This window comes from Sporomusaceae bacterium ACPt (assembly GCA_041428575.1).
GTDB classification, from domain to species: domain Bacteria; phylum Bacillota; class Negativicutes; order Sporomusales; family Sporomusaceae; genus Sporomusa_D; species Sporomusa_D carbonis.
The window spans coordinates 683,735-705,431 of record CP155570.1 but is presented as its reverse complement, the minus strand read 5'-3'; the positions used below and the strand labels follow the sequence as shown (position 1 = coordinate 705,431).

At 44.4% G+C, this 21,697-nt stretch carries 23 protein-coding genes and 1 tRNA gene; 2 read left to right on the top strand and 22 right to left on the bottom strand.

Annotated features, from left to right (window positions below; all coding sequences use genetic code 11):
• Window positions 1-100 precede the first annotated feature (100 nt).
• From SCACP_RS03385 to SCACP_RS03375, 3 genes are all read right to left on the bottom strand, one after another.
• The gene (locus SCACP_RS03385; protein WP_425060020.1) at window positions 101-1,045 is read right to left on the bottom strand and encodes a biotin-dependent carboxyltransferase family protein; all 945 of its coding nucleotides are present in this window, start codon (window positions 1,043-1,045) and stop codon (window positions 101-103) included.
• Window positions 1,045-1,776, bottom strand: coding sequence for a 5-oxoprolinase subunit PxpB (pxpB, locus tag SCACP_RS03380; RefSeq protein ID WP_425060019.1), 732 nt, complete (start codon window positions 1,774-1,776; stop codon window positions 1,045-1,047). The genes SCACP_RS03385 and pxpB (SCACP_RS03380) overlap by 1 nt, the downstream gene beginning before the upstream one ends.
• Before the next feature lie 105 nt (window positions 1,777-1,881).
• Window positions 1,882-2,766, bottom strand: a complete 885-nt coding sequence (locus SCACP_RS03375; RefSeq protein ID WP_425060018.1) for a LysR family transcriptional regulator — start codon at window positions 2,764-2,766, stop codon at window positions 1,882-1,884.
• A 339-nt stretch (window positions 2,767-3,105) separates the two neighbouring features.
• Here SCACP_RS03375 and SCACP_RS03370 point away from each other — a divergent pair, with 339 nt between their 5' ends.
• The gene (locus tag SCACP_RS03370; RefSeq protein WP_425060017.1) at window positions 3,106-3,558 is read left to right on the top strand and encodes a transposase; all 453 of its coding nucleotides are present in this window, start codon (window positions 3,106-3,108) and stop codon (window positions 3,556-3,558) included.
• 12 nt (window positions 3,559-3,570) lie between these two features.
• On the top strand, window positions 3,571-3,801 hold the full coding sequence (locus tag SCACP_RS03365; RefSeq protein WP_425060016.1) for a transposase: 231 nt from the start codon (window positions 3,571-3,573) through the stop codon (window positions 3,799-3,801).
• A 429-nt stretch (window positions 3,802-4,230) separates the two neighbouring features.
• Here the strand turns inward: SCACP_RS03365 and SCACP_RS03360 are convergent, their stop codons facing one another.
• From SCACP_RS03360 to SCACP_RS03270, 19 genes are all read right to left on the bottom strand, one after another.
• Complete coding sequence (locus SCACP_RS03360; protein WP_425060015.1) at window positions 4,231-4,611, bottom strand: biotin/lipoyl-containing protein; 381 nt, start codon at window positions 4,609-4,611, stop codon at window positions 4,231-4,233.
• Window positions 4,612-4,645: 34 nt separating this feature from the next.
• Window positions 4,646-4,855 (bottom strand): hypothetical protein, encoded by a 210-nt coding sequence (locus SCACP_RS03355; RefSeq protein WP_425060014.1) that lies wholly within the window; start codon window positions 4,853-4,855, stop codon window positions 4,646-4,648.
• 31 nt (window positions 4,856-4,886) lie between these two features.
• Entirely contained in the window at window positions 4,887-6,416 is a 1,530-nt protein-coding gene (gene mmdA, locus SCACP_RS03350) for a methylmalonyl-CoA decarboxylase subunit alpha (RefSeq protein ID WP_425060013.1), read from the bottom strand.
• Window positions 6,417-6,444: 28 nt separating this feature from the next.
• Window positions 6,445-6,861, bottom strand: coding sequence for a methylmalonyl-CoA epimerase (mce, locus tag SCACP_RS03345; protein WP_425060012.1), 417 nt, complete (start codon window positions 6,859-6,861; stop codon window positions 6,445-6,447).
• Between the two features lie 72 nt (window positions 6,862-6,933).
• A complete protein-coding gene (gene meaB / locus SCACP_RS03340; protein ID WP_425060011.1) occupies window positions 6,934-7,872 on the bottom strand; it encodes a methylmalonyl Co-A mutase-associated GTPase MeaB in 939 nt (312 codons plus the stop codon).
• A 59-nt stretch (window positions 7,873-7,931) separates the two neighbouring features.
• The gene (locus SCACP_RS03335) at window positions 7,932-8,324 is read right to left on the bottom strand and encodes a cobalamin B12-binding domain-containing protein (RefSeq protein WP_425060010.1); all 393 of its coding nucleotides are present in this window, start codon (window positions 8,322-8,324) and stop codon (window positions 7,932-7,934) included.
• Between the two features lie 21 nt (window positions 8,325-8,345).
• The gene (locus SCACP_RS03330) at window positions 8,346-9,992 is read right to left on the bottom strand and encodes an acyl-CoA mutase large subunit family protein (protein WP_425060009.1); all 1,647 of its coding nucleotides are present in this window, start codon (window positions 9,990-9,992) and stop codon (window positions 8,346-8,348) included.
• Complete coding sequence (locus tag SCACP_RS03325; protein ID WP_425060008.1) at window positions 9,985-10,872, bottom strand: methyl-accepting chemotaxis protein; 888 nt, start codon at window positions 10,870-10,872, stop codon at window positions 9,985-9,987. Before SCACP_RS03325 ends, SCACP_RS03330 begins: the two co-directional genes overlap by 8 nt.
• 602 nt (window positions 10,873-11,474) lie before the next feature.
• The gene (locus SCACP_RS03320; RefSeq protein ID WP_425060007.1) at window positions 11,475-12,233 is read right to left on the bottom strand and encodes a LamB/YcsF family protein; all 759 of its coding nucleotides are present in this window, start codon (window positions 12,231-12,233) and stop codon (window positions 11,475-11,477) included.
• Between the two features lie 47 nt (window positions 12,234-12,280).
• Window positions 12,281-13,552 (bottom strand): MFS transporter, encoded by a 1,272-nt coding sequence (locus SCACP_RS03315; RefSeq protein ID WP_425060006.1) that lies wholly within the window; start codon window positions 13,550-13,552, stop codon window positions 12,281-12,283.
• A 184-nt stretch (window positions 13,553-13,736) separates the two neighbouring features.
• Complete coding sequence (locus tag SCACP_RS03310; RefSeq protein WP_425060005.1) at window positions 13,737-14,528, bottom strand: putative hydro-lyase; 792 nt, start codon at window positions 14,526-14,528, stop codon at window positions 13,737-13,739.
• A gap of 161 nt (window positions 14,529-14,689) precedes the next feature.
• Window positions 14,690-15,727, bottom strand: coding sequence for a biotin-dependent carboxyltransferase family protein (locus tag SCACP_RS03305; protein ID WP_425060004.1), 1,038 nt, complete (start codon window positions 15,725-15,727; stop codon window positions 14,690-14,692).
• 4 nt (window positions 15,728-15,731) lie between these two features.
• Complete coding sequence (gene pxpB, locus SCACP_RS03300) at window positions 15,732-16,484, bottom strand: 5-oxoprolinase subunit PxpB (protein WP_425060003.1); 753 nt, start codon at window positions 16,482-16,484, stop codon at window positions 15,732-15,734.
• A 362-nt stretch (window positions 16,485-16,846) separates the two neighbouring features.
• Window positions 16,847-18,106, bottom strand: coding sequence for a Glu/Leu/Phe/Val family dehydrogenase (locus SCACP_RS03295; RefSeq protein ID WP_425060002.1), 1,260 nt, complete (start codon window positions 18,104-18,106; stop codon window positions 16,847-16,849).
• A 33-nt stretch (window positions 18,107-18,139) separates the two neighbouring features.
• Entirely contained in the window at window positions 18,140-18,667 is a 528-nt protein-coding gene (locus tag SCACP_RS03290) for a 2-oxoacid:acceptor oxidoreductase family protein (protein WP_425060001.1), read from the bottom strand.
• 1 nt (window position 18,668) lies between these two features.
• Window positions 18,669-19,487 (bottom strand): 2-oxoacid:ferredoxin oxidoreductase subunit beta, encoded by an 819-nt coding sequence (locus SCACP_RS03285; RefSeq protein ID WP_425060000.1) that lies wholly within the window; start codon window positions 19,485-19,487, stop codon window positions 18,669-18,671.
• A 14-nt stretch (window positions 19,488-19,501) separates the two neighbouring features.
• Window positions 19,502-20,632 (bottom strand): 2-oxoacid:acceptor oxidoreductase subunit alpha, encoded by a 1,131-nt coding sequence (locus tag SCACP_RS03280; protein WP_425059999.1) that lies wholly within the window; start codon window positions 20,630-20,632, stop codon window positions 19,502-19,504.
• Between the two features lie 14 nt (window positions 20,633-20,646).
• Window positions 20,647-20,838 (bottom strand): 4Fe-4S binding protein, encoded by a 192-nt coding sequence (locus tag SCACP_RS03275; protein ID WP_425059998.1) that lies wholly within the window; start codon window positions 20,836-20,838, stop codon window positions 20,647-20,649.
• A 579-nt stretch (window positions 20,839-21,417) separates the two neighbouring features.
• Window positions 21,418-21,493 (bottom strand) — tRNA-Asn (locus SCACP_RS03270).
• Between the last annotated feature and the right edge of the window lie 204 nt (window positions 21,494-21,697).

The window sequence follows — 21,697 nt, the reverse complement described above, 5'->3', positions numbered from 1 at the left end:
CGGTTTGCTCTTTTAACTTTCCCGCCAAGCTGCTGCACCTTTTCTATTGCCTATCGGATTCTTTATCATAACTATCGGCATCTGTTTGTTGTACTGATTATTATCCATCCTGACACAATTTAGTGATGCTAATATAGCATTGCTTCTCGTGCTTTAAAGCCTCGATTGCTTCTTGCTCGCCAATACACCTGAAGCGAATGGTACCTCCTGGCCTAGCCTGTGCCAGTATTGACAAATCGGCCCTAATCACCGAGCCAAGCTTAGCAAATCCATCTGTAGTCGGATGATCAGCAGTCATAATGACCGGCATGCCATTTGCAGGTATTTGAATGGCTCCTAAACACACTGCATCAGAGACTATATCCGCTTTGCCGGTATGCATAATTCTGGGCCCCTTAAGCCGGTAGCCTATTCGGTCTGATTGATCTGTAATGGTGTATACGCTTTCGAAAAAGGTACTTATTGCTTCTGGAGTAAACATATTGTCTTGCGGCCCGAGGAGGACTCTTAAATTAATTTGCTCACCATACTGTGGAATGTATTGGGATTCTAAATTTTGCGTGTGTACTTGGAACGCGCCATCTTGTCCGACGTATAGTACATCCCCCTGCTGCAAAGCCCTACCTTCATAACCCCCAACTCTTGCCCGAGTATAAGTGGATCGGCTTTCCAAGACTACAGGAACATCCACTCCTCCTCGAACAGCCAGATATGTCCGGTAACCGGTTGTTGCAGAAGCGAATTTAATTTCACCTCGCTTCGGAACAAGAAAAGATGACCAGTTACTTATCGGCGCGTCATTTAATCTCCCCTGCATATCAGCGCCACAAACAGCCACAAGTTGCTCCTCGTCAAATTTGAATGATGCTCCAAACATAGTCATCTCAATTACGGCAGCATTGATCTTGTTGCCAACCAACAGATTGGCCACACGGCAGGAATACCTGTCCATTGCTCCCGCGCTTGGCATACCATACGCCTGGTAACCCCAGCGCCCTTCATCTTGTATGGTTGTAAAATGACCTTGATGAATCACAGTAATCATTAGCCTTCACCTTCTATCCCCATACTGCTGACGTCAGGTATGTACGTACCCATCTCCACTTCCCGGCGAATACGGAAATATTCATCTATATTTATATTTATAAAGTGTAAATAATCTCCTGCTGAAAAAAGAAACGGATTGGTGTTCTTAGGATTGAAGGCTTTTACAGGAGTCCTGCCAATCAACCGCCATTCTCCCGGACTTTCTACAGGATAAAAACCAGTTTGGTTGCCGCCGATACCTACCGAACCCTCTGGAATTTTGGCTCGTGGCTTTTCCTGACGTGGTACCGCGATTCTATCAGGTAACCCCCCCAAGTAAGGAAACCCGGGAGTAAAACCCAACATATAAACCAAGTACGGCTTTGAGGTATGAATTTTGATAACTTCCTGAGTTGATAAACCAGTATATCGAGCTACAAAATCCAAATCAGGTCCCAAAACGCCGCCATAACAGACTGGAACATGAACAATCCTCGGTGGAAGCCGTTCAATATCCCGGACCTTTATTTCGCTGAGTATTTGCCATATAAATTCAGATAAATCTGAGCGAGTAATACACAATGGATCGAAATTAACCATGACAGACCGATATGTCGGCACAACTTCAATTATTCCTTCGATTCGTTTCATATTGAGAAGTCTAGTTAATCGTTGAGCAAGCATATTAATTTCTGGAGAAATGGTTGTCCCAAATTCAACTACCAAGCCATATTCACTGGCAACAAGCATTCTAACTCCCTTTAAGCAATCATTCATCAATTATCTCAACTCGATTCATTTAGTTTTGTCAGCTCCACTATTATCAAGGCGTTTTAGCTGCTTTTTCCAGTATTTCTATTTAACTAACCGTTCTTGGACTAGCTTGATAAATGACCGTATCGCATGAGAAAGCCATTTCTCTTTGTGGTAGACCAAATAGGTATTTATCTGAAATTCCGGACCTTGCCAAGGCAACGCAACCAGTGTTCCAGCGTCAAGCTCCTTCTTTACTGCAACAAGCGGAAGTACAGTTATTCCTAAACTACTACTAACAAGTTGTTTAATAGTTTGAATCTGACAAACTTCAAGAATCTTGAAACAAACAGCAGCCTTTTCCAACCCTTTTTCTAAAGCAGTTCTGTAATTACTTCCTGACTCGACAAGGACAAGCGTTTGATCATGAAAGTCCTCGGCTTCCACGGATTCTTTCTTTGCTAGCGGATGTTCCGGTGAAACTACAATTACTATTGGCTCCGGCCATAGGAATTTGCCTATCAGATCCGAATCTGTGACATTTTTTTCAAGAAAAAAGGCGATGTCTATCATATTTTTACGTAATAAATTTCGAAATTCATTGGAAATGCCAAATTTAAAATTTAATTCCACATCCGGGTAAAGAGAACTATACTCTTTCAATAAATCAGGCAAATGATATACACAGAACGATTCAGGCATTCCAATAACTAATGGCCCAACGGGGATTTTGGATTGGCAAAGTGCGTTTTTGGCGTCATCAGCCAGCTTAGTAATTTTTTCAGCATATTCATAAAGACGTTCGCCATCTGTTGTAAGCATAAGCTGATGTCCAAATCTTTCGAAGAGAATAGTGTCTAATTCTTTTTCAAGCAACTGTATATGGGTTGTCACTGTAGATTGTGTATACCCAAGAAATTGCGCAGCCTTTACAAAGTTGCCCAACTTAACAATATTCATAAAAGTCTTTAACTGTCGAATTTCCAAAGAAATCGCCGCCTTGATAAAATCGAATTACTCTATTGCCTCAAGGAGAAAAGATACAATAAAAAAATCGCTACCAGCCCTGAGGCCGGTCCCGGCCAGTATGGTAGCGATTGCTGAAATCCCGTCCAATTACAATATAACATTGAAATAATGTCAGGTAAATTTGAAATATTCGATATAGATCTTCACTTATTTCGAAGTCGAAGCTTGTTGCCCTAGGAGTCTGTTGCAAAACTCATAAATAAATTACCGTCAAAGAATCAGCTTTTAGTCGAGAAAAGCCGATAAAACCAAGAAATACGTGCATTTACCTCGAATTAGTCTAGTGAGGTGAGTAGCGTGTTAGGTAAACAAAATCCACAAACCAGCTTTATGGATATAGAAATATGGTTCGATAAACCTATTGTACAATCGGACAGTATTTACGGCTTGCTGGCACAATGGGGTGTGCGACTAATCCAGGATGCTGACTTTGTGGAATTGTTCAGTTCCACCGGTCGCCCCTCCGTTTCCTCCGCGTTGTTATCTAAAGTGCTACTGTTGATGTATCACGATAATGTAACCGATCGAGAAGCGGAAGAACGGGCAAAATATGATCTGCGCTGGAAAGTAGCTTTACGGTTGCCTCTTCAGGAAACCGGATTTGACCATACTTCCATCAGCCGGTTTCGCACTCGCCTTTTGCTCAATCAAAAACAGAAATTTGTCTTCGAGCGTTTTCTCCATCTGGCTAAAGATGCCGGTATTATCAAAGACGGCAGTCTGCAAATAATTGATTCTACCAATACTTAGTGGAAGATAGCCGTGCTAACGAGCACACCGGAATTCAAAGCATTCTATCGGACACGGGCAAAAGTGGAAAGAAAAGTTGCCCATGTAGTACGCCGGGGTATGCGTAAATCCCGGTACATCGGAAGGGATAAAACACTAATACATTTGGCATTTACCAGCGCAGGCGTAAACTTGAAACGCCTATTTGCGCTTGTCAAGGGAGACGTGTCTGCATTTTTAAGTTTACAGGCAGCGTTAGCCTAAAGAAGAGGCAAGAGGAGTAGGATATGGTTACCTAATAATACGCCACCTGCAGTCATTATGAGTAAACTTTGAAATTTTAAAAATAGATGTAGCTTTATTGAGAAACATGTAACCTGGTTCTACAACGGATTCCTAGAGCCGTCTTTTCAACAACACAACCGCTCAAACAGTCCTTTTCAGAAAACTGCCAAGTATTCTGAACAGACAAAATAAAGCATCAATGACTCATACCGGATAATCTTCGGTATGATCATTAATGCTTTGGAAATCGTATAGGCACTTCCGGTGCTAGCCTTTAAGTATCGCTAAACTCATTATATGTTTTAGTCTATATTTTTTTTATTTTATTTTTTTCCTCAGGAGACTTTTCCACACTGACTGCTGCCCATTCGACTTCTCCGGTCTCATCCTTAATAACGTACAAACTTATTACAGTTGACTGATAACGGCTATCACTTCGCCAGGTTTAACACTTTGACCATTAGTTACGTTGATGAACTTAACAGTGCCGCCAGCCGGAGCGCCAATTTCATTCTGCATCTTCATCGCTTCAAGCAACATGAGAACATCGCCTTTGTTTACTATATCGCCCTCTTGAGCGATAATTTTGGTAATCTTGCCAGGCATCGGAGCCTTGACTGGACTATCGCCGGCAACAAATTCCACCGGAGTAATAGTCTGAGCTGGAGCAGAAGCTAAGGCGGTTGGAGTAGCAGCCTGAGCAATTGGAGCAGCAGCAACGATCAATCTTTCTTCTTGTGCCTCAACATTGTATAAAATACCGTTGACATTAACCTTAAATTTTCTCATTCTTTTCGTCCTCCGCTTTTCAATCTGACTATTTTTATAGACGATTGTTCATAAGTTTTTGCCGACCAGCGATCATCCAGAAGTTATTCGTGCGTTTAATACGTATAGCAAGACAGTTACTTTTGACGTGATTGCCGGCTGTAGCCGTTGTCACAAATTCTGTACCGGTATCTCCAAGCATAATACCAATACTGGCGCTGATGGCCGCAATTATTTCCGGCGTAATCCCCTGTGTCTCTTTCACAATTATCATTTTCCCCTTTCATGTCAGCAAATTACAGCGGAATATTGCCGTGCTTTTTGGCTGGACGCTGCTCGCACTTAGTGGCCAGCATGTTGAGCGCGGTAATTACCCGCGGCCGGGTCTCTTTAGGTTCAATAACCTGGTCAACGAAACCGCGTTCTGCCGCTTTATACGGGGTGGCAAAATCCTCAACATATTTGACAGTTTTGGCTTCGGCTTCAGGGTCGCCACGGAAAATAATGTTGGCGGCGCCAGCCGGACCCATAACAGCAATTTCAGCAGACGGCCAGGCCAGAACCTGATCGGCACCCAAGTCTTGGGAGCACATGGCCAGGTATGAACCGCCGTAAGCCTTACGGGTAATAACAGTGACTTTTGGGACAGTAGCTTCCGAATAAGCGTATAGCATTTTAGCACCATGCCGAATAATACCGCCGTACTCCTGGTCAGTACCAGGCAAGAAGCCAGGAACGTCTACAAGGTTGACCAACGGCAGGTTGAAAGCATCGCAGAAGCGGATAAACCGCGAAGATTTGTCAGAAGCATTGATGTCCAAGCAACCGGCCATAAAATTAGGCTGGTTGGCAATAATACCAACCGGTTGTCCATCAAAACGGGCAAAGCAAGTGATGATATTTTGAGCATAGTGGGCATGCACTTCATAAAATTCGCCGTTGTCAACGATAGACTTAATAACATCTTTCATGTTGTACGGCTGGTTGGGGTTGTCCGGCAACAGCGTATTCAAGCTTTCATCCATACGATTGGCGTCGTCGCCTGTATTCACAATAGGAGCATCATCCAAGTTGTTGCTCGGCAGGAAGCTTAACAGATAACGCACTTGCTGCATGCAATCGTCATCATTTTCGGTTGCAAAATGAGCCACGCCTGAGGTCGAGTTATGGGTCATGGCGCCGCCTAATTGCTCGGCAGTGACTTCTTCGGCGGTTACCGATTTGATAACTTGCGGACCGGTAATAAACATCTGACTGGTGTTTTTGACCATATAAATAAAATCGGTGAGTGCCGGCGAATATACCGCGCCACCCGCGCACGGCCCCATAATTACCGATATTTGCGGAATTACGCCTGAAGCCAGGGTGTTCTCATAGAAAATTTTGCCGTACCCCGATAAAGCGTCAACAGCCTCTTGGATACGCGCACCGCCTGAGTCGTTAATACCAATTAAAGGAGCGCCCATCTTAAGAGCCAGCTTTTGTACTTTAACAATTTTAGCAGCATGCATTTCACCCAGCGAACCGCCAATCACGGTAAAGTCCTGGGCAAATACATATACCAGACGGCCATCAACAGTACCGTACCCGGTTACTACGCCTTCGCCCGGAGCTTCTTCTTTCTCCATGCCGAAATTGGTGCAACGGTGACGGACGAATTGGTCAAGCTCAACAAAGGTTCCGGGATCTAACAGTTTTTCCACACGCTCACGGGCAGTGAGCTTCCCGCTGGCATGCTGCTTTTCAATACGTTTTTGTCCGCCGCCTAGAATTACTTTCTCCTGGCGTTTTTTAAGGTCCTCAATTTTTTCTTGGATTGTAGCCATTTAGAAAAACCCCTCCATTACTTGGACATTACTTTCTTTCAGAAAGTTCGAGTAGGATGCCGCCGGTAGCTTTCGGATGAACGAAAGCAATGCTGGCGCCGCCCGCGCCATAGCGCGGCGATTCATCAATGAAACGAACACCTTGTTCTTTAAGATCAGCAAGCGCAGCCTCGATGTTGTCCACTCTGAGCGCAACGTGTTGAATGCCTTCGCCGTTCTTTTCAATAAACTTGGCTACCGGGCCGTCGGGCGAAGTCGATTCTAATAGTTCAACTTCACTGTCGCCGCAGGGAATAAAGCATACTTTCACTTTTTGCTGCTCGACAATTTCTTCTCCCATCGCAGTCATACCAAGCACATCGGTATAGAATTTCTTAGCCTGTTCCAAATCTTTAACTGCAATGCCGATGTGGTCAACTCTCAAAACTTTGAATTTTGTATTCATAACATACCTCCTAGTAGTTACATATAATTTCTCTGCTTCTCAAATACTAGAATTAAGAAATATTAGATAATATTAACGCAATACTTGACGTAATAGCCCGGCAACAACAGTGTACGGGTCTTGTTCCCGTCTTTCAATTGACAGTACTAAAGAGTCAAAATTTCCACCAGTTGTAATATGTTTGAGCACATACCGGCCAATTTGTTCATCAAGAAGCGCAAGTAATTCGTTTTTAGTGCGTTCAGTACGACGTACAGCCAATTGTCCGGACTGTTTCAAGTGTTGAAAATGTTCATCGATAGCAGCAATAAGTTCAGAGATGCCATCACCTTTGCTGGCCACCGTCCGTTTTACCAGCGGCCGCCAGTCAACCTGACTCTGATTTAAATCAAGCATCATCTCTATTTCGGTGTTAAGGCGGTCGACGCCATCCCTGTCAGCTTTGTTGATGGCAAATATGTCGGCAATTTCTAAAATACCCGCTTTAATAGCCTGAATGTCATCGCCAAGGCCAGGAACCAGTACCACCATGGTGGTGTCAGCAGCTTTGACCACATCCACTTCAGACTGGCCAACCCCCACTGTCTCAATGAAGATAACGTCTTTGCCGGCAGCATCCAGTATTTTAACGGCGTCAGCCGTTTTACGCGATAAGCCGCCTAAGCTTCCCCTTGTACCCATACTCCGGATGAAAACACCTTCATCGAGCGTAAGTTCATTCATCCGGATACGGTCGCCTAAAATAGCCCCACCGGAAAAAGGGCTGGTCGGGTCAACGGCAATAATCCCGATGGTCTTTCCTTGACGGCGGTATTCTTTAGCCAGCTTATCGGTAAGTGTGCTTTTACCGGCGCCGGGAGGTCCGGTAATACCGATAACGTGCGCTTTACCGGTGTGGGGATAGAGTTTTTGCATGATCTCGACGGCTTCGTCATATTCGTTTTCCACAGCGGTGATGGCGCGGGCCAAGGCCCGTTTGGACCCTGCCAGCACCTCTTCAACAATATTCATCAATATCACCTGCACAGTTACGCAATTAACGTAAAGCTGCAAAATATTATTTAAAAATATTATTTTACGTTAGTTTTGATAAATTCAATAATGCTGCTGGTCGGGGTGCCAGGAGTAAATACTTCGGCAACACCGGCGGCTTTGAGGCCAGGAATGTCAGCATCAGGAATAACACCGCCGCCGATAATCAGCACATCATTTAAGCCTTTTTGCTTACACAAGTCGACAACACGGGGGAAGAGGTGGTTATGAGCGCCGGATAACAGGCTCATAGCCACTACATTTACGTCTTCTTGCAGAGCTGCTTCAACAATTTGCTCCGGAGTCTGCCGGAGACCGGTATAAATTACTTCAAAACCGGCGTCACGGAGAGCGCGGGCTACGACTTTGGCGCCGCGGTCATGACCGTCCAGGCCAGGCTTTGCTACCAATACTCTAATACGTTTTTCCATCGTTGTCCCTCCTACTTAAGCTTATAAGCTTACATGTGCTTCGTATTCACCGAATACTTTACGCATTACGCCACAAATTTCTCCAAGAGTTGCATAGGCCTTAACGGCATCAAGAATAAGCGGCATAAGATTGACGCTCTCATCTTTACAACCGGCTTCAAGCGCAGCAAGTTTATCTTTAACAGCTGCGTTATCGCGGCGGGCACGCAGTTCAGCCAGCTTTTTCTTTTGCAGTTCGCCGACAGACGCGTCGACGCGCAGCAGACCTTCGACCGGTTTTTCTTCAATTTGAAACTGGTTGACACCAACAATAATGCGTTGTTTGTTTTCCACTTCCATCTGCCATTTGTAGGCGCTTTCTTGAATTTCGCGCTGAATATAGCCTTTTTCGATGGCCACAACAGCACCGCCCATGTCGTCAATTTTCTTGATGTATTCCCAAGCTTCTTTTTCGATTTGATTGGTAAGGGCTTCAATATAGTAGGAACCGGCCAGCGGGTCAACAACATCAGCCAAACCGCTTTCGTAAGCCACGATTTGCTGGGTGCGGAGCGCGATACGTACCGAATCTTCGGTTGGCAGCGCCAACGCCTCGTCTTTGGAGTTGGTGTGGAGTGACTGGGTACCGCCAAGTACTGCCGCCGCCGTCTGGAGAGCAACGCGAATAATATTGTTGTCAGGCTGCTGGGCGGTAAGCATGGAACCGGCAGTCTGAGTATGTACGCGCAGCATCCAGGACTTGGGGTTGGTAGCACCAAAACGCTCTTTCATCACTTTAGCCCATATGCGGCGGGAAGCACGGAACTTGGCAACTTCTTCAAGCACATTATTATGGGCGTTCCAGAAGAAGGACAAACGTCCCGCAAAATCGTCGACGTTAAGGCCGGCTTTAATTGCAGCATCTACATAAGCAATACCGTCGGCGATGGTAAAGGCGATCTCCTGAGTAGCGGTCGAGCCGGCTTCACGGATATGGTAGCCGGAGATCGAAATAGTATTCCAGTTAGGAACATTTTTCGAGCAATATTCGAAGATATTAGTAATAAGCCGCATGGAAGGCTTAGGCGGGAATATATAAGTACCACGCGCAGCATATTCTTTAAGAATATCATTTTGGATGGTGCCGTTAAGCTTGTCAGGGCTTACGCCTTGCTTCTCGGCAACCGCAATGTACATGGCCAAAAGTACGGAAGCCGGAGCATTGATGGTCATGGAAGTTGATACTTTTCCCAGGTCAATGCCGTCAAACAGGATTTCCATATCAGCTAAAGAGTCGATTGCCACGCCTACTTTACCTACTTCGCCCTCAGAAATGGGATCATCTGAATCATAACCGATCTGGGTCGGCAAGTCGAAAGCGCAGGACAAACCTGTGCCACCCGACTCTAGCAGGTAGCGGTAACGCTTATTGGACTCTTCAGCAGTTGAAAAACCGGCATACATACGCATAGTCCAGAAACGGCCACGGTACATAGTCGGCTGCACACCGCGAGTGAACGGATATTGTCCCGGAAAACCAATATCTCTTTCATAATCAGTACCCTCAATATCAAGCGGGGTGTAGAGCCTGTTGTGAGGGAGATTTTTGCGTTCTGGGAATTTTGCTAATGCCTTTTCCACCTTGCCGGTGTACTCAGCCATTTTTTGTTTTATTGATTCGTCAACCATTTTTTCTTCCTCCTTCGTACTGAAGTTTTAGTGTGTCATTACTATACAACATAGTCTCAGAAATAGACGATAGATCCCCTGCCATAACTGCAAGCCCTTGACTCGCCTTTGCCATCTCATTGATTGACCTTTCCTGGGCGTATACTGTCTCATCTATTCGCATCACCTTTTCATTCATCGCAGCTATAGAGTCCTGAGTTTTTTTTAGCGCAATATAGATACCCTTAACTGAATCTGAACTTTCCGCTGCTAATTTGCGCACTTCTTCTGCCACTACGCTAAAGCCCCTGCCGGCCTCGCCTACCCTGGCAGCTTCAATCGCAGCGTTAAGCCCAAGGAGGTTCGTTTGGTTTGAGATCTTTTTAATGAAATTTACAATTTCGTCAGTTTGTCGGATAGTGTTAGCCAAATCTTTACTTAATTCTTCCAACTGACTGCTAGTTACTGATAACTCACGTGCCCCTGCCGCTAGTTCTTCCATTCCGGCGGTGAACTCCTCAGAAGAAGCAGCTAATTCACTGGCTATTGTATTGATTTTTTCCTGGTTGGTTATCGTCTGGGTCGTTACGATACAGCCAATGACCTGATCTCCTTCCTTCACTGGAAAGCCGCATGCCAGGTAGGGTATTCCAAATACCGAATTATCACGAGAAATCATACTGGTTACTTGAGTTCCAGTCCTCATGCACTCTTCGCTGATTTGTCCTTTAGCAGCCTCCCCAGGCTTTATTCCCAGGTCAAAAAACCGCCCCGGCACATAGGCAGTATAGACGCGGTCTTTAATTACCGAAACACCTATATCCTCGGCCATGATTTGATTAATATACGGAGCCATTTCTGTAAACATCCTTAGAATTTCTTCCCCAGAATGCCGTTGCATACCTATTCCTCCATTTTGGTCCATAAATAACCAACTAGCTTTCCATAATTACTTATTTTTTGATAAAATTGAATTCACCCTTACCCATTACAGCTACTCTATAATTTCAGAAAAATATATGACAGTGACAAGGTCAGAAGGATTTATTATTTTCCCAAACGACTCATTATACCAAACAATAAATTCATCAACAGTATTTAAATTTAAATTTTCTCCATTTATGTCCCGGTTTGTTAATAACGATAGGGGTTTTACAAGCACCTGGTCGATGAAGGCGGTATATAATTTTGTCCGATTAGTATAAATTCCCCCGAATAAGACGCTTACAATCTCACCTTCCGTATACTGACCTGTTTTATCTCCGTGACGAATAGTACATAGTTTACTGCGATTGATCAAGGAGCTATAACATTCGGGCAAAGAAAAATTTATGGCATGCATAAATGTACCTCAAAAAACTAATCGCTTTCTGTCAAAAATTTAGTTAGAGCAACTCATTTATCAGAGTAGGTTCCGTTCCCTAAGAAACGAAACCTACTATTTACCTAAGTATGACTACTCTCATCCGTAGAAAAATCCCCAACATTCAAGCTGGGTTTAGGTTACTTGCCAAACGGGCTAACTGTAATCCCTTCTTGAATTAGTTTAGCTCTAATTTCTTTGATCATATCAACTGCTCCCGGAGTATCGCCATGTACACAAATGGTCTGTGCTTTTAGTACCACTTCTGACCCGTCTATGGCCTTAACATTACCTGTCTTAATAAGATTCAGCACCCTGTCGGCAACTTCTTGCGTATTGTGTATTACCGCCCCTGACTGCCTTCGGGGAACAAGCGTGCCGTCCTTAGTATAAGCACGGTCGGCGAAGGCTTCTTCAACATATTTAACACCTGCGGCTTGAGCTGCCTGGACCATTACGGAACCACAGGAACAAACCATATAAAGAGTCGGGTCTACTCTTCTTATCGCCTCAGCAATGGCCGCAGCTACATTAATATCTTTTTCCGCCATGTTATATAACGCTCCATGAGCCTTAACATGCTGCAAAGTAAGCCCCTCTGATTTACACATTCCTATCAAAGCACCAATTTGATAAACTACATCTGCGTATATCTCATCTTTTGATGCCGCTAAAGCCCGTCGACCAAACCCAACTAAGTCAGGAAAGGAAGGATGCGCCCCGATAGCCAAGTTATATTGCTTAGCTTTCTTGATGGTTTTTAATATATTACTAGGGTCAGATGCATGAAAACCACACGCTACATTAATGGATGTGACATAAGGCATTGCTGCCTCGTCATGCCCAAGAGTGTAAACCCCAAAACTTTCTCCCATATCACAATTCAAATCAATCCGCATTGACTAAACCTCCAAGTAAAAAAGTTTATGCCTTTTCAAAGCAAGGATTATTCCAGTTCCTTTCCTTTTGATTCAGGGATAAGGAAGATAGTTGCTCCAGCAAGCAAATAAGCGAGAGAAGTAAGACCCAGTGCCGATCCCATACCATAAATTCCTGCAAAATAACCTATAACCATCGGGGAAACCGCACTCAGCATGCGACCAACATTATAGGTAAAACCAACCCCCAAACCTCTTGCCCTGGTAGGAAAGCACTCAGAACAAAATGCACCAAAACCGCTAAATGCGCCTGAGCCAAACATACCGACAAGTGGTCCTAGCAACAGGATGGTATTTGCGTCACGAACAGTACCATAAACATATACTAAGACTGCGGCAACAGCCAGATAGGACGCAAAGACGGGGCGACGGCCAAACTTGTCGGCAAAGAAACCGAATGTCACATAACCTACCCAAGCACCAAGCATTGAGGGAATCATAAACCCGGAGGATTTTAGCACACTTAGTCCTGCTCCACCCTTTTCAACAGGTGTGCTCAAATATCCCGGCATCCAGGTAAACAGGCCCCAATACGCGAACATCAAGAACGTACTTGCAAATGTGATAACGATTGTATAGCGAATAAGGTCGGCACGGAATATTTGAAAGAAGTCGAGTTTTGTACTCTTCTTTTCTTCGCGCGCTTTCTTCCACATCTCAGTTTCTTCAACAGCCAAGGCAAGCCAGATGAGCAAAAATATTCCTGGAATAATGCCTATAATAAAGAGTGTCCGCCAGCCCCAAAGCGGAAGGACAAACATGGCCGCAATTGCAGCCATTACATAGCCAAAGGCCCATCCACTCTGCATAATCCCAATGGCTTTACCACGATGTTTTCCAGACCATGTCTCAGATATCAAAAGTACACCGGCCGTCCACTGTCCGCCCATACCCAACCCTAAAATTGTACGGGCTATCGCCAACTGTACAAGATTTTGGGTCAGACCGCTAAGTCCTGTGAAAATTGAAAATAAAAGAATTGTCGCCATAATCCCTTTTTTACGGCCAAGTTTATCGGCAACCGCGCCAGCTCCTATGCCACCGATCGCGGAAGAGAACAAGGTGACTGTGGCCAGAAAACCGGCTTCAACAGGATTTAAGTTCCATTCTTTCAGTAGGGTGGTTAATGCAAAAGCATACACCATGACGTCAAATGCATCAAGTGCATAACCAAAAAAACCAGCCGCAAGTGCATTCCATTCCTTGCGGGTAACTTCCCGCCACCAAGATTTTGAAGCCACCCCAGCCTCCGGGATCTCTGTAACTCTCACTGGATCCATTACCATACCTCCATCCAAATTCTTTTTTTAGCTATATAGTATCCAATAAAGATTTACAGGCATGATGTTAGTATAAGCGTAAGTCAAGCGCCAACGGTGGAGCGTTACTAACAACACGCCTAGAAAAAAATCTTTATTGGATTTCATATAGTAATACCACTGAAGAATTAGAAACACTATTTACTTAAAATGCTGATAAGTCTTCATCACGAATATCACAGATAAACATATGCCCGGGAGCATGAGTAATCATCAAGTCAGGTTTTACTTTCATCGCTACCGCCTGAGGAGTAACTCCACAAGCCCAAAAAACAGGTACTTCTCCCGGATTAATCGTCACCGGATCACCAAAATCGGGTTTACTTATATCTTTAATGCCGATGCTGCTAGGAGACCCTATATGTACAGGAGCCCCATGGACAGCCGGAAACCTCGACGTTACCTGCACGGCGCGCACAACCATTTCTTCAGGAATAGGTCGCATGCTGACAACAATCGGACCGGAAAATACTCCAGCCGGACGACATTCAATATTTGTTATGTACATCGGAACATTGCAGTTCTCCTCGATATGCCTCACAGGTATTTGGTTTTTTAGCAAGGCTGTCTCAAATGAAAAACTACAGCCTAATAAAAAAGCAACCAAGTCTTTAGTCCAATACTTTTCTAAATCAAGAACTTCTTCGTGCAGTTGGCCTTTTTTGTACACCCGATACTTCGGTATATCGTACCGCAAGTCAGCCCCTGTCGCTACCATCTTAGGCTCGGGCGACCCTACCTCTGTAACATCAAGAATAGGGCATGGTTTAGGATTGCGTTGAGCAAACAGTAAAAAATCATATGCCAACTCTTTGGGTAAAATGGCTAAGTTGGCCTGAGTATAGCCCTGTGCTATGCCAGCAGTTGGTCTTACCAGATTGTTTTGCCGAATCAAATTTCTCACATCTTTTGGGTCCATATAGGATAAGTTCCCCATTATAAAAATTCCCCCTCATCCTTAAAATTTAGATAATCGAAGCTTAGCCAAATACGAAAGTGATTTCAAATATATACCATAAAATTCCTCAAGAATGCGTTTTGCCGCTTCTGCCTCCTTTCTTTGGCGTGTTGTAGATTGGCATTTATCCCCCCCTTGATCTAGGATATATACTCTTCCACCTGAACTTTATAAGCCTGTTGGTTAACAACAATGCTGAAGTGCCGAACAAGACCAGAAGAATTCTTTTGATCATGGAAACTCCGAACAATATCCGTATAACGTTGCTGTTCTTCTTTGAAGGCGTCTATCGCCTCATTTTCCGAGCACAAACTGAAATGAACCAAATCCCCTGGCTTAGCCTGTGCCAGCTTCGACAAATCCGGACTTATGACAGTGCCGATTTTCGCATATCCCCCGGTAGTTTGTCGGTCTGCCATCATGATTATGGGCATACCATGCGCCGGTACTTGAATTGCTCCGAAAGGCAAAGCATCTGAGACTATATCCGCTTTATTGACATGCGTAATCTTAGGACCTACTAGCCGATAACCCATCCGGTCCGCTTCGTCAGTAATTACGTACTCATTGTTTAAAAAGGTCGTTATCGCTTCTGCGGTAAACATATCAGCCTGCGGACCCAAAAGAACCCTTAAAGATATGTTTTGATCATAACAGGGAATATACTGAGCTTCCAACACTCGTGTCTGAATCCCATTTTCTATGTCTTCTATATCTTGGGCAATATTCAATACATCCCCCTGGCGAAGAGCCCTTCCCTCTAATCCTCCAATTTTAGCCCGCGTATAAGTAGAGCGGCTACCTAACACGCTTGGCACATCAATTCCTCCGCGAACTGCCAGATACGCTCTGCAACCGGTTACTGCATACTCAAATTTCAGTTCGCTTCCTTTTCGAACAACAAAAGATGACCAGTTATTAACACCTACACCATCTAGCTTTGCTTGCATGTCAGCGCCGCAGATAGCGACGAGTTGACTCTCATCAAATTTAAATGTTGCACCAAGTATGGTCATCTCAATAACAGCAGCACCAGCTTTGTTACCGACCAATAAATTGGCAACCCGGTAAGCATAGCGGTCCATTGCTCCCGCAACCGGCATCCCGTATGCCTGGTAACCCCATCGCCCATTATCTTGAATAGTTGTAAAGAAACCTGGGTTTATCGTTGTAAACATATGTTCACCCTTTCTGCAGGCTTGTGATCTCAGGACTGTAAGTGCCAGCATCTACCTCTCTACGGATTTCAAAGAATTCGTCTACAGATACAGGCTTAAATTGCAAATAATCGCCTGCTGCGAACAGGAACGGATTAGTAGCAGCGGGATTAAACGCTTTTATCGGTGTACGCCCAATTAACCGCCACCCGCCAGGGCTGTCCACAGGATAAAATCCTGTTTGACTTCCCGCAATACCAACAGACCCTGCTGGAATTTGCACTCTAGGCTTCTCTAAACGCGGAGTGGCAATTTTTTCTGACATACCGCCTAGATAAGGAAATCCAGGTGTAAATCCCAGCATGTATACCAGATAGGGAGTAGAAGTATGTATATTCACTACCTCGTCGACTGAAATTCCATTGTGCTGAGCCACAAACTCTAAGTCAGGGCCAAACTCACCACCGTAACACACTGGAATTTGTACAATATTGGTAACTTCCTTGCTCTCTTCCGAATGAAACATTTTTTCTTCTGCCGCAATCCGTTCGATTTGTTCACTTAAATCTTTACGACTTATTTTAAGAGGATCAAAATATACCAGCAAAGATCGGTACGTTGGCACAATTTCTAGAATTGCCATGTCTGGTTCCGAGATTAGCCTTCTCGCCAGTTGATGAACCTTACGATTTACCGCTTCACTAATTTCCTTGCCAAACTCTATAACCAGTCCTTGTTCTCCCGCGTTTAACAATTCTATTCCATTCACCTTTTCCACCAACTCCCTCATCCATATCAGAGTATTATTTAGAAAATTCGCATTCTTATAAACACACTAGTTATATTTAAATAAGAATCGCAACCTCTTTGGCACACATAATATCATTGCAGTAATCTTCTGTAAATTTGAAATGTTAAATAGGGTAATTCGATTTTATTGAAGACCAGTTTTATATGCAGATATACCGTAGTATTCCATTCTCATAAACCATGGTATAGGTAGAGAACGCACAAGGATAGCCAGCCCTTGTGCGTTCTTCTGCCATGATTCTCACTGGGAAAACAAGTGCAACCATGACATACGCAGATCAGACTTTTACATTACGTGCGTGAATAATATTAAACTGCACAAAAGCTTTATTAAGGAAAAACTCCGCGAAGCTTTTTAGTTTTGACTACTCTTTCCAGGGCTACCATATAAGCAGCTAATCGCAACGATACCCCTTTATCAACATGCACCTGCCAGACCTCATCAAATGCTTTTTTCATAATCTTCTCTAAGTTACTATTTATGTAATCTTCATCCCATGTAAAGGATTGTTCGTTTTGCACCCACTCAAAGTATGAAACCACCACTCCCCCAGCATTAGCCAGAATGTCCGGAACAACAATTACTCCCTTTTTCTCCAGGATTTCGTCGGCTTGTTTAGTGGTAGGGCCATTGGCCGCTTCGACTATTATTTTGGCGCGGATATTATTTACATTTTCCTCTTTTATTTGGTTTTCAAGTGCCGCCGGAATAAGTACATCAACATTAAGTTCCAATAATTCCTCATTTGTAATTACCTCAATACCGGCTTCGTTATAACCTACAAGCAGGCGTTTATTATCCTCGGCATAGCGTGTGGCGGCTTCAATATCAATGCCATCTTGCTTATAAAGCGCACAAGATGCGTCGCTAATGGCCACAATTTTAAAACCATTTTTCTGTAAAAGTTGTGCGGCTACGCCGCCGACATTACCGAAACCCTGAATTGCAACGGTTTTTCCTTGCTTTTCAAGCCCCAGTGTTTCCAGCAGGTTAAGGAGTGAAAACATGACACCCCTCCCAGTGGCCTCTCGCCTTCCCAGTGAACCACCGATTTCAAGGGGTTTCCCTGTCACCACGGCCGGCACCACATGCCCTTTGAAGGTGCTGTACGTATCCATGATCCAAGCCATGACTTGTGCGTCAGTATTGACATCAGGGGCCGGCACATCCTGTTCTGGCCCTAGAATGGGCAAAATCATCGCCGTATAGCGTCTAGTCATATTTTTTAATTCTGATTGACTTAGCTTAGAGGGGTCACACCTTACACCGCCTTTTGCCCCGCCATACGGTATGTTGACAACAGCGCATTTCCAGGTCATCCAGGCTGCCAACGCCTTTACTTCGTCCAGATCAGACGCCGGATGAAATCTTATCCCCCCCTTGCAGGGTCCCCGCGTACTGCTGTGCTGTACTCTGTAACCTGTAAAAACTTCCGTGCGTCCATCATCCATAACCACCGGCACAGAAACTATCAGCTCCCGTTCCGGTTGACGCAACGTGATGTAATCATTAATGCTTAATCCGAGTCTCATCGCAGCATCATCAAGAACATCAAGCATGTTTTGATACGGATTATACTTTTCGGACATTCTTCTTCCCCCAGTTCACTTTTGTTTAATAAATTATAATTTTATTGATGAAAACCCTAACTCTAGCGCCAGCTTATTGGCCTCTTCCGTACCTTTAGGCACTCGGGCCAGTACGGCTCTTTCCAACGCCCCCGAGCTGACTGCTCTAGTAAGCTTGGCTACACTGCCGAGCGCAATAATATTGGCGAATAACTCCCGGCCAAGCTGTTCCTTGGCAATCTTAGTGATTGGTACTGAATACACATGCCTAAATGTATCAGGTACTTCTTTCACAAATGTGCTGTCAACCAGCAGTACACCGTCTTCTTTTAGATCACCGCCATATTTGTTGAGTGCCTCTTGGGTCATCGCCAAAACAAAATCCGGGTTAATTACCTTAGGATATTGAATAGGCTCTTCACTGATGATAACTTCTGATTTACTGGAACCGCCTCGCGCCTCCGGTCCATAGGACTGAGACTGAACTGCTTCCTTATCGTCGCCGATGGCAGCTTCCGCCAGTATTATTCCTGCCAAGATTAAGCCTTGGCCGCCTGAGCCGCTTAAACGAAATTCCATCATATTACTTACCACTCCCCATTGCCCGCTTAATTACTTTCTGGTACTCGGTCACATATTCGAAGCCTTCGCCTTGATACAGTACACCGATCGGAAATTTACCCTCAATCTGCTCCGGTTTCATTTTTGCCATAGCATCAACCATAATGGCGTTGTCCCGCTGCCATTTGATCATGTTAGCCGGACTACCCATTTTGTTTTGACGGCCAAATGATATCGGACAAGCAGTAATTGCTTCAACGATAGCGAAGCCTTTATGGCAAATAGCCTTTGCAATGAGTTCTGTCAGTAATGTTGCATGGTAAGTTGTTGCCCGAGCAATAAACGTAGCACCCGCCCCTTTTGCCAAGTCGCAAAGGTCGAATGGTCTATCAACATTGCCATATGGCGCGGTGGTGGCCATACCCCTATGCGGAGTCAGCGGCGAATATTGACCGCCCGTCATACCATAGATGTTGTTATTGAATACAACTACGGTAAGATTGATGTTACGGCGAGCGGCGTGAATGAAGTGGTTGCCGCCGATTGCAGTAGCGTCACCATCTCCGGTGAGTACTATCACGTTGTGATCGGGTTTGGTCAGCTTAACGCCGGTAGCAAATGGGATAGCGCGTCCGTGTGCGGTATGCAGGGTATCAAAATTGAGGTAACCTGAGGCACGAGACGAACAGCCGATACCTGATACAATAGCTGTCTGATCCTGATTAAGCCCAAGTTTGTCAATTGCTCTGACCACACAAGCTGTGACAATGCCGTTGCCACAGCCGGGACACCAAATATGTGGCAATTTGGGACGAAAGTATTTGGTTATTAATTCTTCCACGATGTTCCCCCTCCTTATCGGGCTGCATTGATAGCTTCAAGCATTTCGCTTGGCGTAATGGGTTCGTTGTTCCACTTAGCAAGGGAAACAACTTTAGTGTTGCTGCGGACAATCTGGCGTACCTCATTGACATATTGGCCATAATTCATTTCAGCCACAATGATAACCTTAACTTTCTCAGCTAGTTGCAAAAGCTGTTTCTCCGGCGCTGGCCAGATAGTAATCGGACGGAATAAACCAGCCTTGACACCCTGTGTGCGGGCGGCGTCAATTGCGGCGTAAGCGCTGCGCGCAGTACCGCCAAAAGCGATGACAGCTATTTCTGCGTCATTTAGTTCGACTTCTTCGTATTTCACTATATCGTCAATGTTCCCCGTGATTTTGGTATGAAGCCTGTCAATCATCTCATGAGTAACAGCATTACTGCCAGTTGGGAAGCCGGTATAGTCGTGGACCAGACCGGTGGTATGGAAGCGATAGCCTTCGCCGTAAGCTGGCATAGGAGGCACTCCGTCTTCATCCGGTTTAAAGGGCTGAAATTTACCGGGAGGAAGTGTCGGTTTCTTTCTATTTTTAATATTCAGTCCATTTATGTCAGGCATTACAAATTTTTCGCGCATATGTCCGATAATCTCATCTAACAAAAGAATGACAGGAGTGCGGTATTTTTCAGCCAAGTTGAATGCCTCGATAGTCAGTGTGAAACATTCGGGAACACTGGCCGGACTAATAGCGATTACGCCTCTGTCTCCGTGTGATCCCCAACGGGCTTGCATAATATCGCCTTGTGCGGGAGAAGTCGGTTGACCGGTACTTGGGCCGGTACGCTGCACGTTTACAATTACACAAGGTACTTCGGCTATGGACGCATAACCAATGAGCTCCTGTTTCAGAGAAAACCCAGGACCGCTGGTTGCAGTTAATGATTTAGTCCCGGCTAGAGAGCCGCCGATGACGGCAGCTATGCCAGCAATCTCGTCTTCCATTTGTATAAAAGTACCACCAACTTGCGGAAGTCTTTTTGCGAGCAACTCAGCTACTTCAGTCGAGGGAGTAATGGGATAACCGGCAAAAAACCGGGCTCCTGCAGCAATAGCTCCTTCGGCACAGGCGTGATTGCCCTGCATTAATACTGCTTTAGCCATTGAATTTGTTCCTCCTAAATTACTTTTTTCTGGACAAAGATGGCATAGTCCGGACAACGTAATTCACATTGACCACAACTAATGCACTCAGCTTCACGAGCAACTTTGATTTTGCCTAGTTCATCTAATTCGAGAACTTTTTTGGGGCAAAACTCTATGCAAATGCCACAGCCCTTGCAATATAGAGCGTTCGTTTTCAAATTCATCTGCTTCACTCCCTCCCATAAACAATTAATCATGAGTTTTAACACAATTAAACTATATGTTTGTATATAGTATAAAGTATACAAGAATTATGTATTCAATATATTGTATACTTTATAAACCCAAACTAGACCTAGCGTACTGTTTCCAAAGATACCCGTTGCCTACAAGTATAAAAATATGGAGTTTTTTCTCTTGAATATTTCAAATGTTATTAATTATCTTGTTAATTATAATATCATCAATATGAGTATACGTAAATTTGAAAGATTAGATGCGATAGTTCGATTTTGTTGAAGATAGTAAGGATGATAATCATGCTGAACGCAGGAGGCTCTTCCGCTTCAAGCACGTACCGCAAAATAAAAGCCACGAAGTTAATTATTCCTGCTGAAAAGGAATAATTAACTTCGTGGCTTGGTGGACAATTAATTATTAATTATATTTGTCATCTTTAACAAGCAACTTTATATTATAACGCTAATAGTTATAGTATATTTTAATATTATTAGCAACTATAAATCTTAACTATTCTTGCACACAAAAAGCACTCACAAATGTGAGTGCTCTGGATATTAAAATGGCTCCTCGAGTAGGACTCGAACCTACGACCGATCGGTTAACAGCCGATTGCTCTACCAACTGAGCTATCGAGGAATATATTCGTGAGTTCGTGTGTTCGAGGTTCGCAAGTTCGAAAACTGCGTTTCCCGGATACATTCCCTCAAAACTGTCACAGAAGAAAGACTGCGCAATATAGGATGTTCCTCGCTAACGCTCGGAACTAAGCGATTCGCACCAATCAGCCTTCGCCTCTCGGCTCGCCTTCTTGGGCTCTCTGCTTATCGCTTTCGCTCTCAA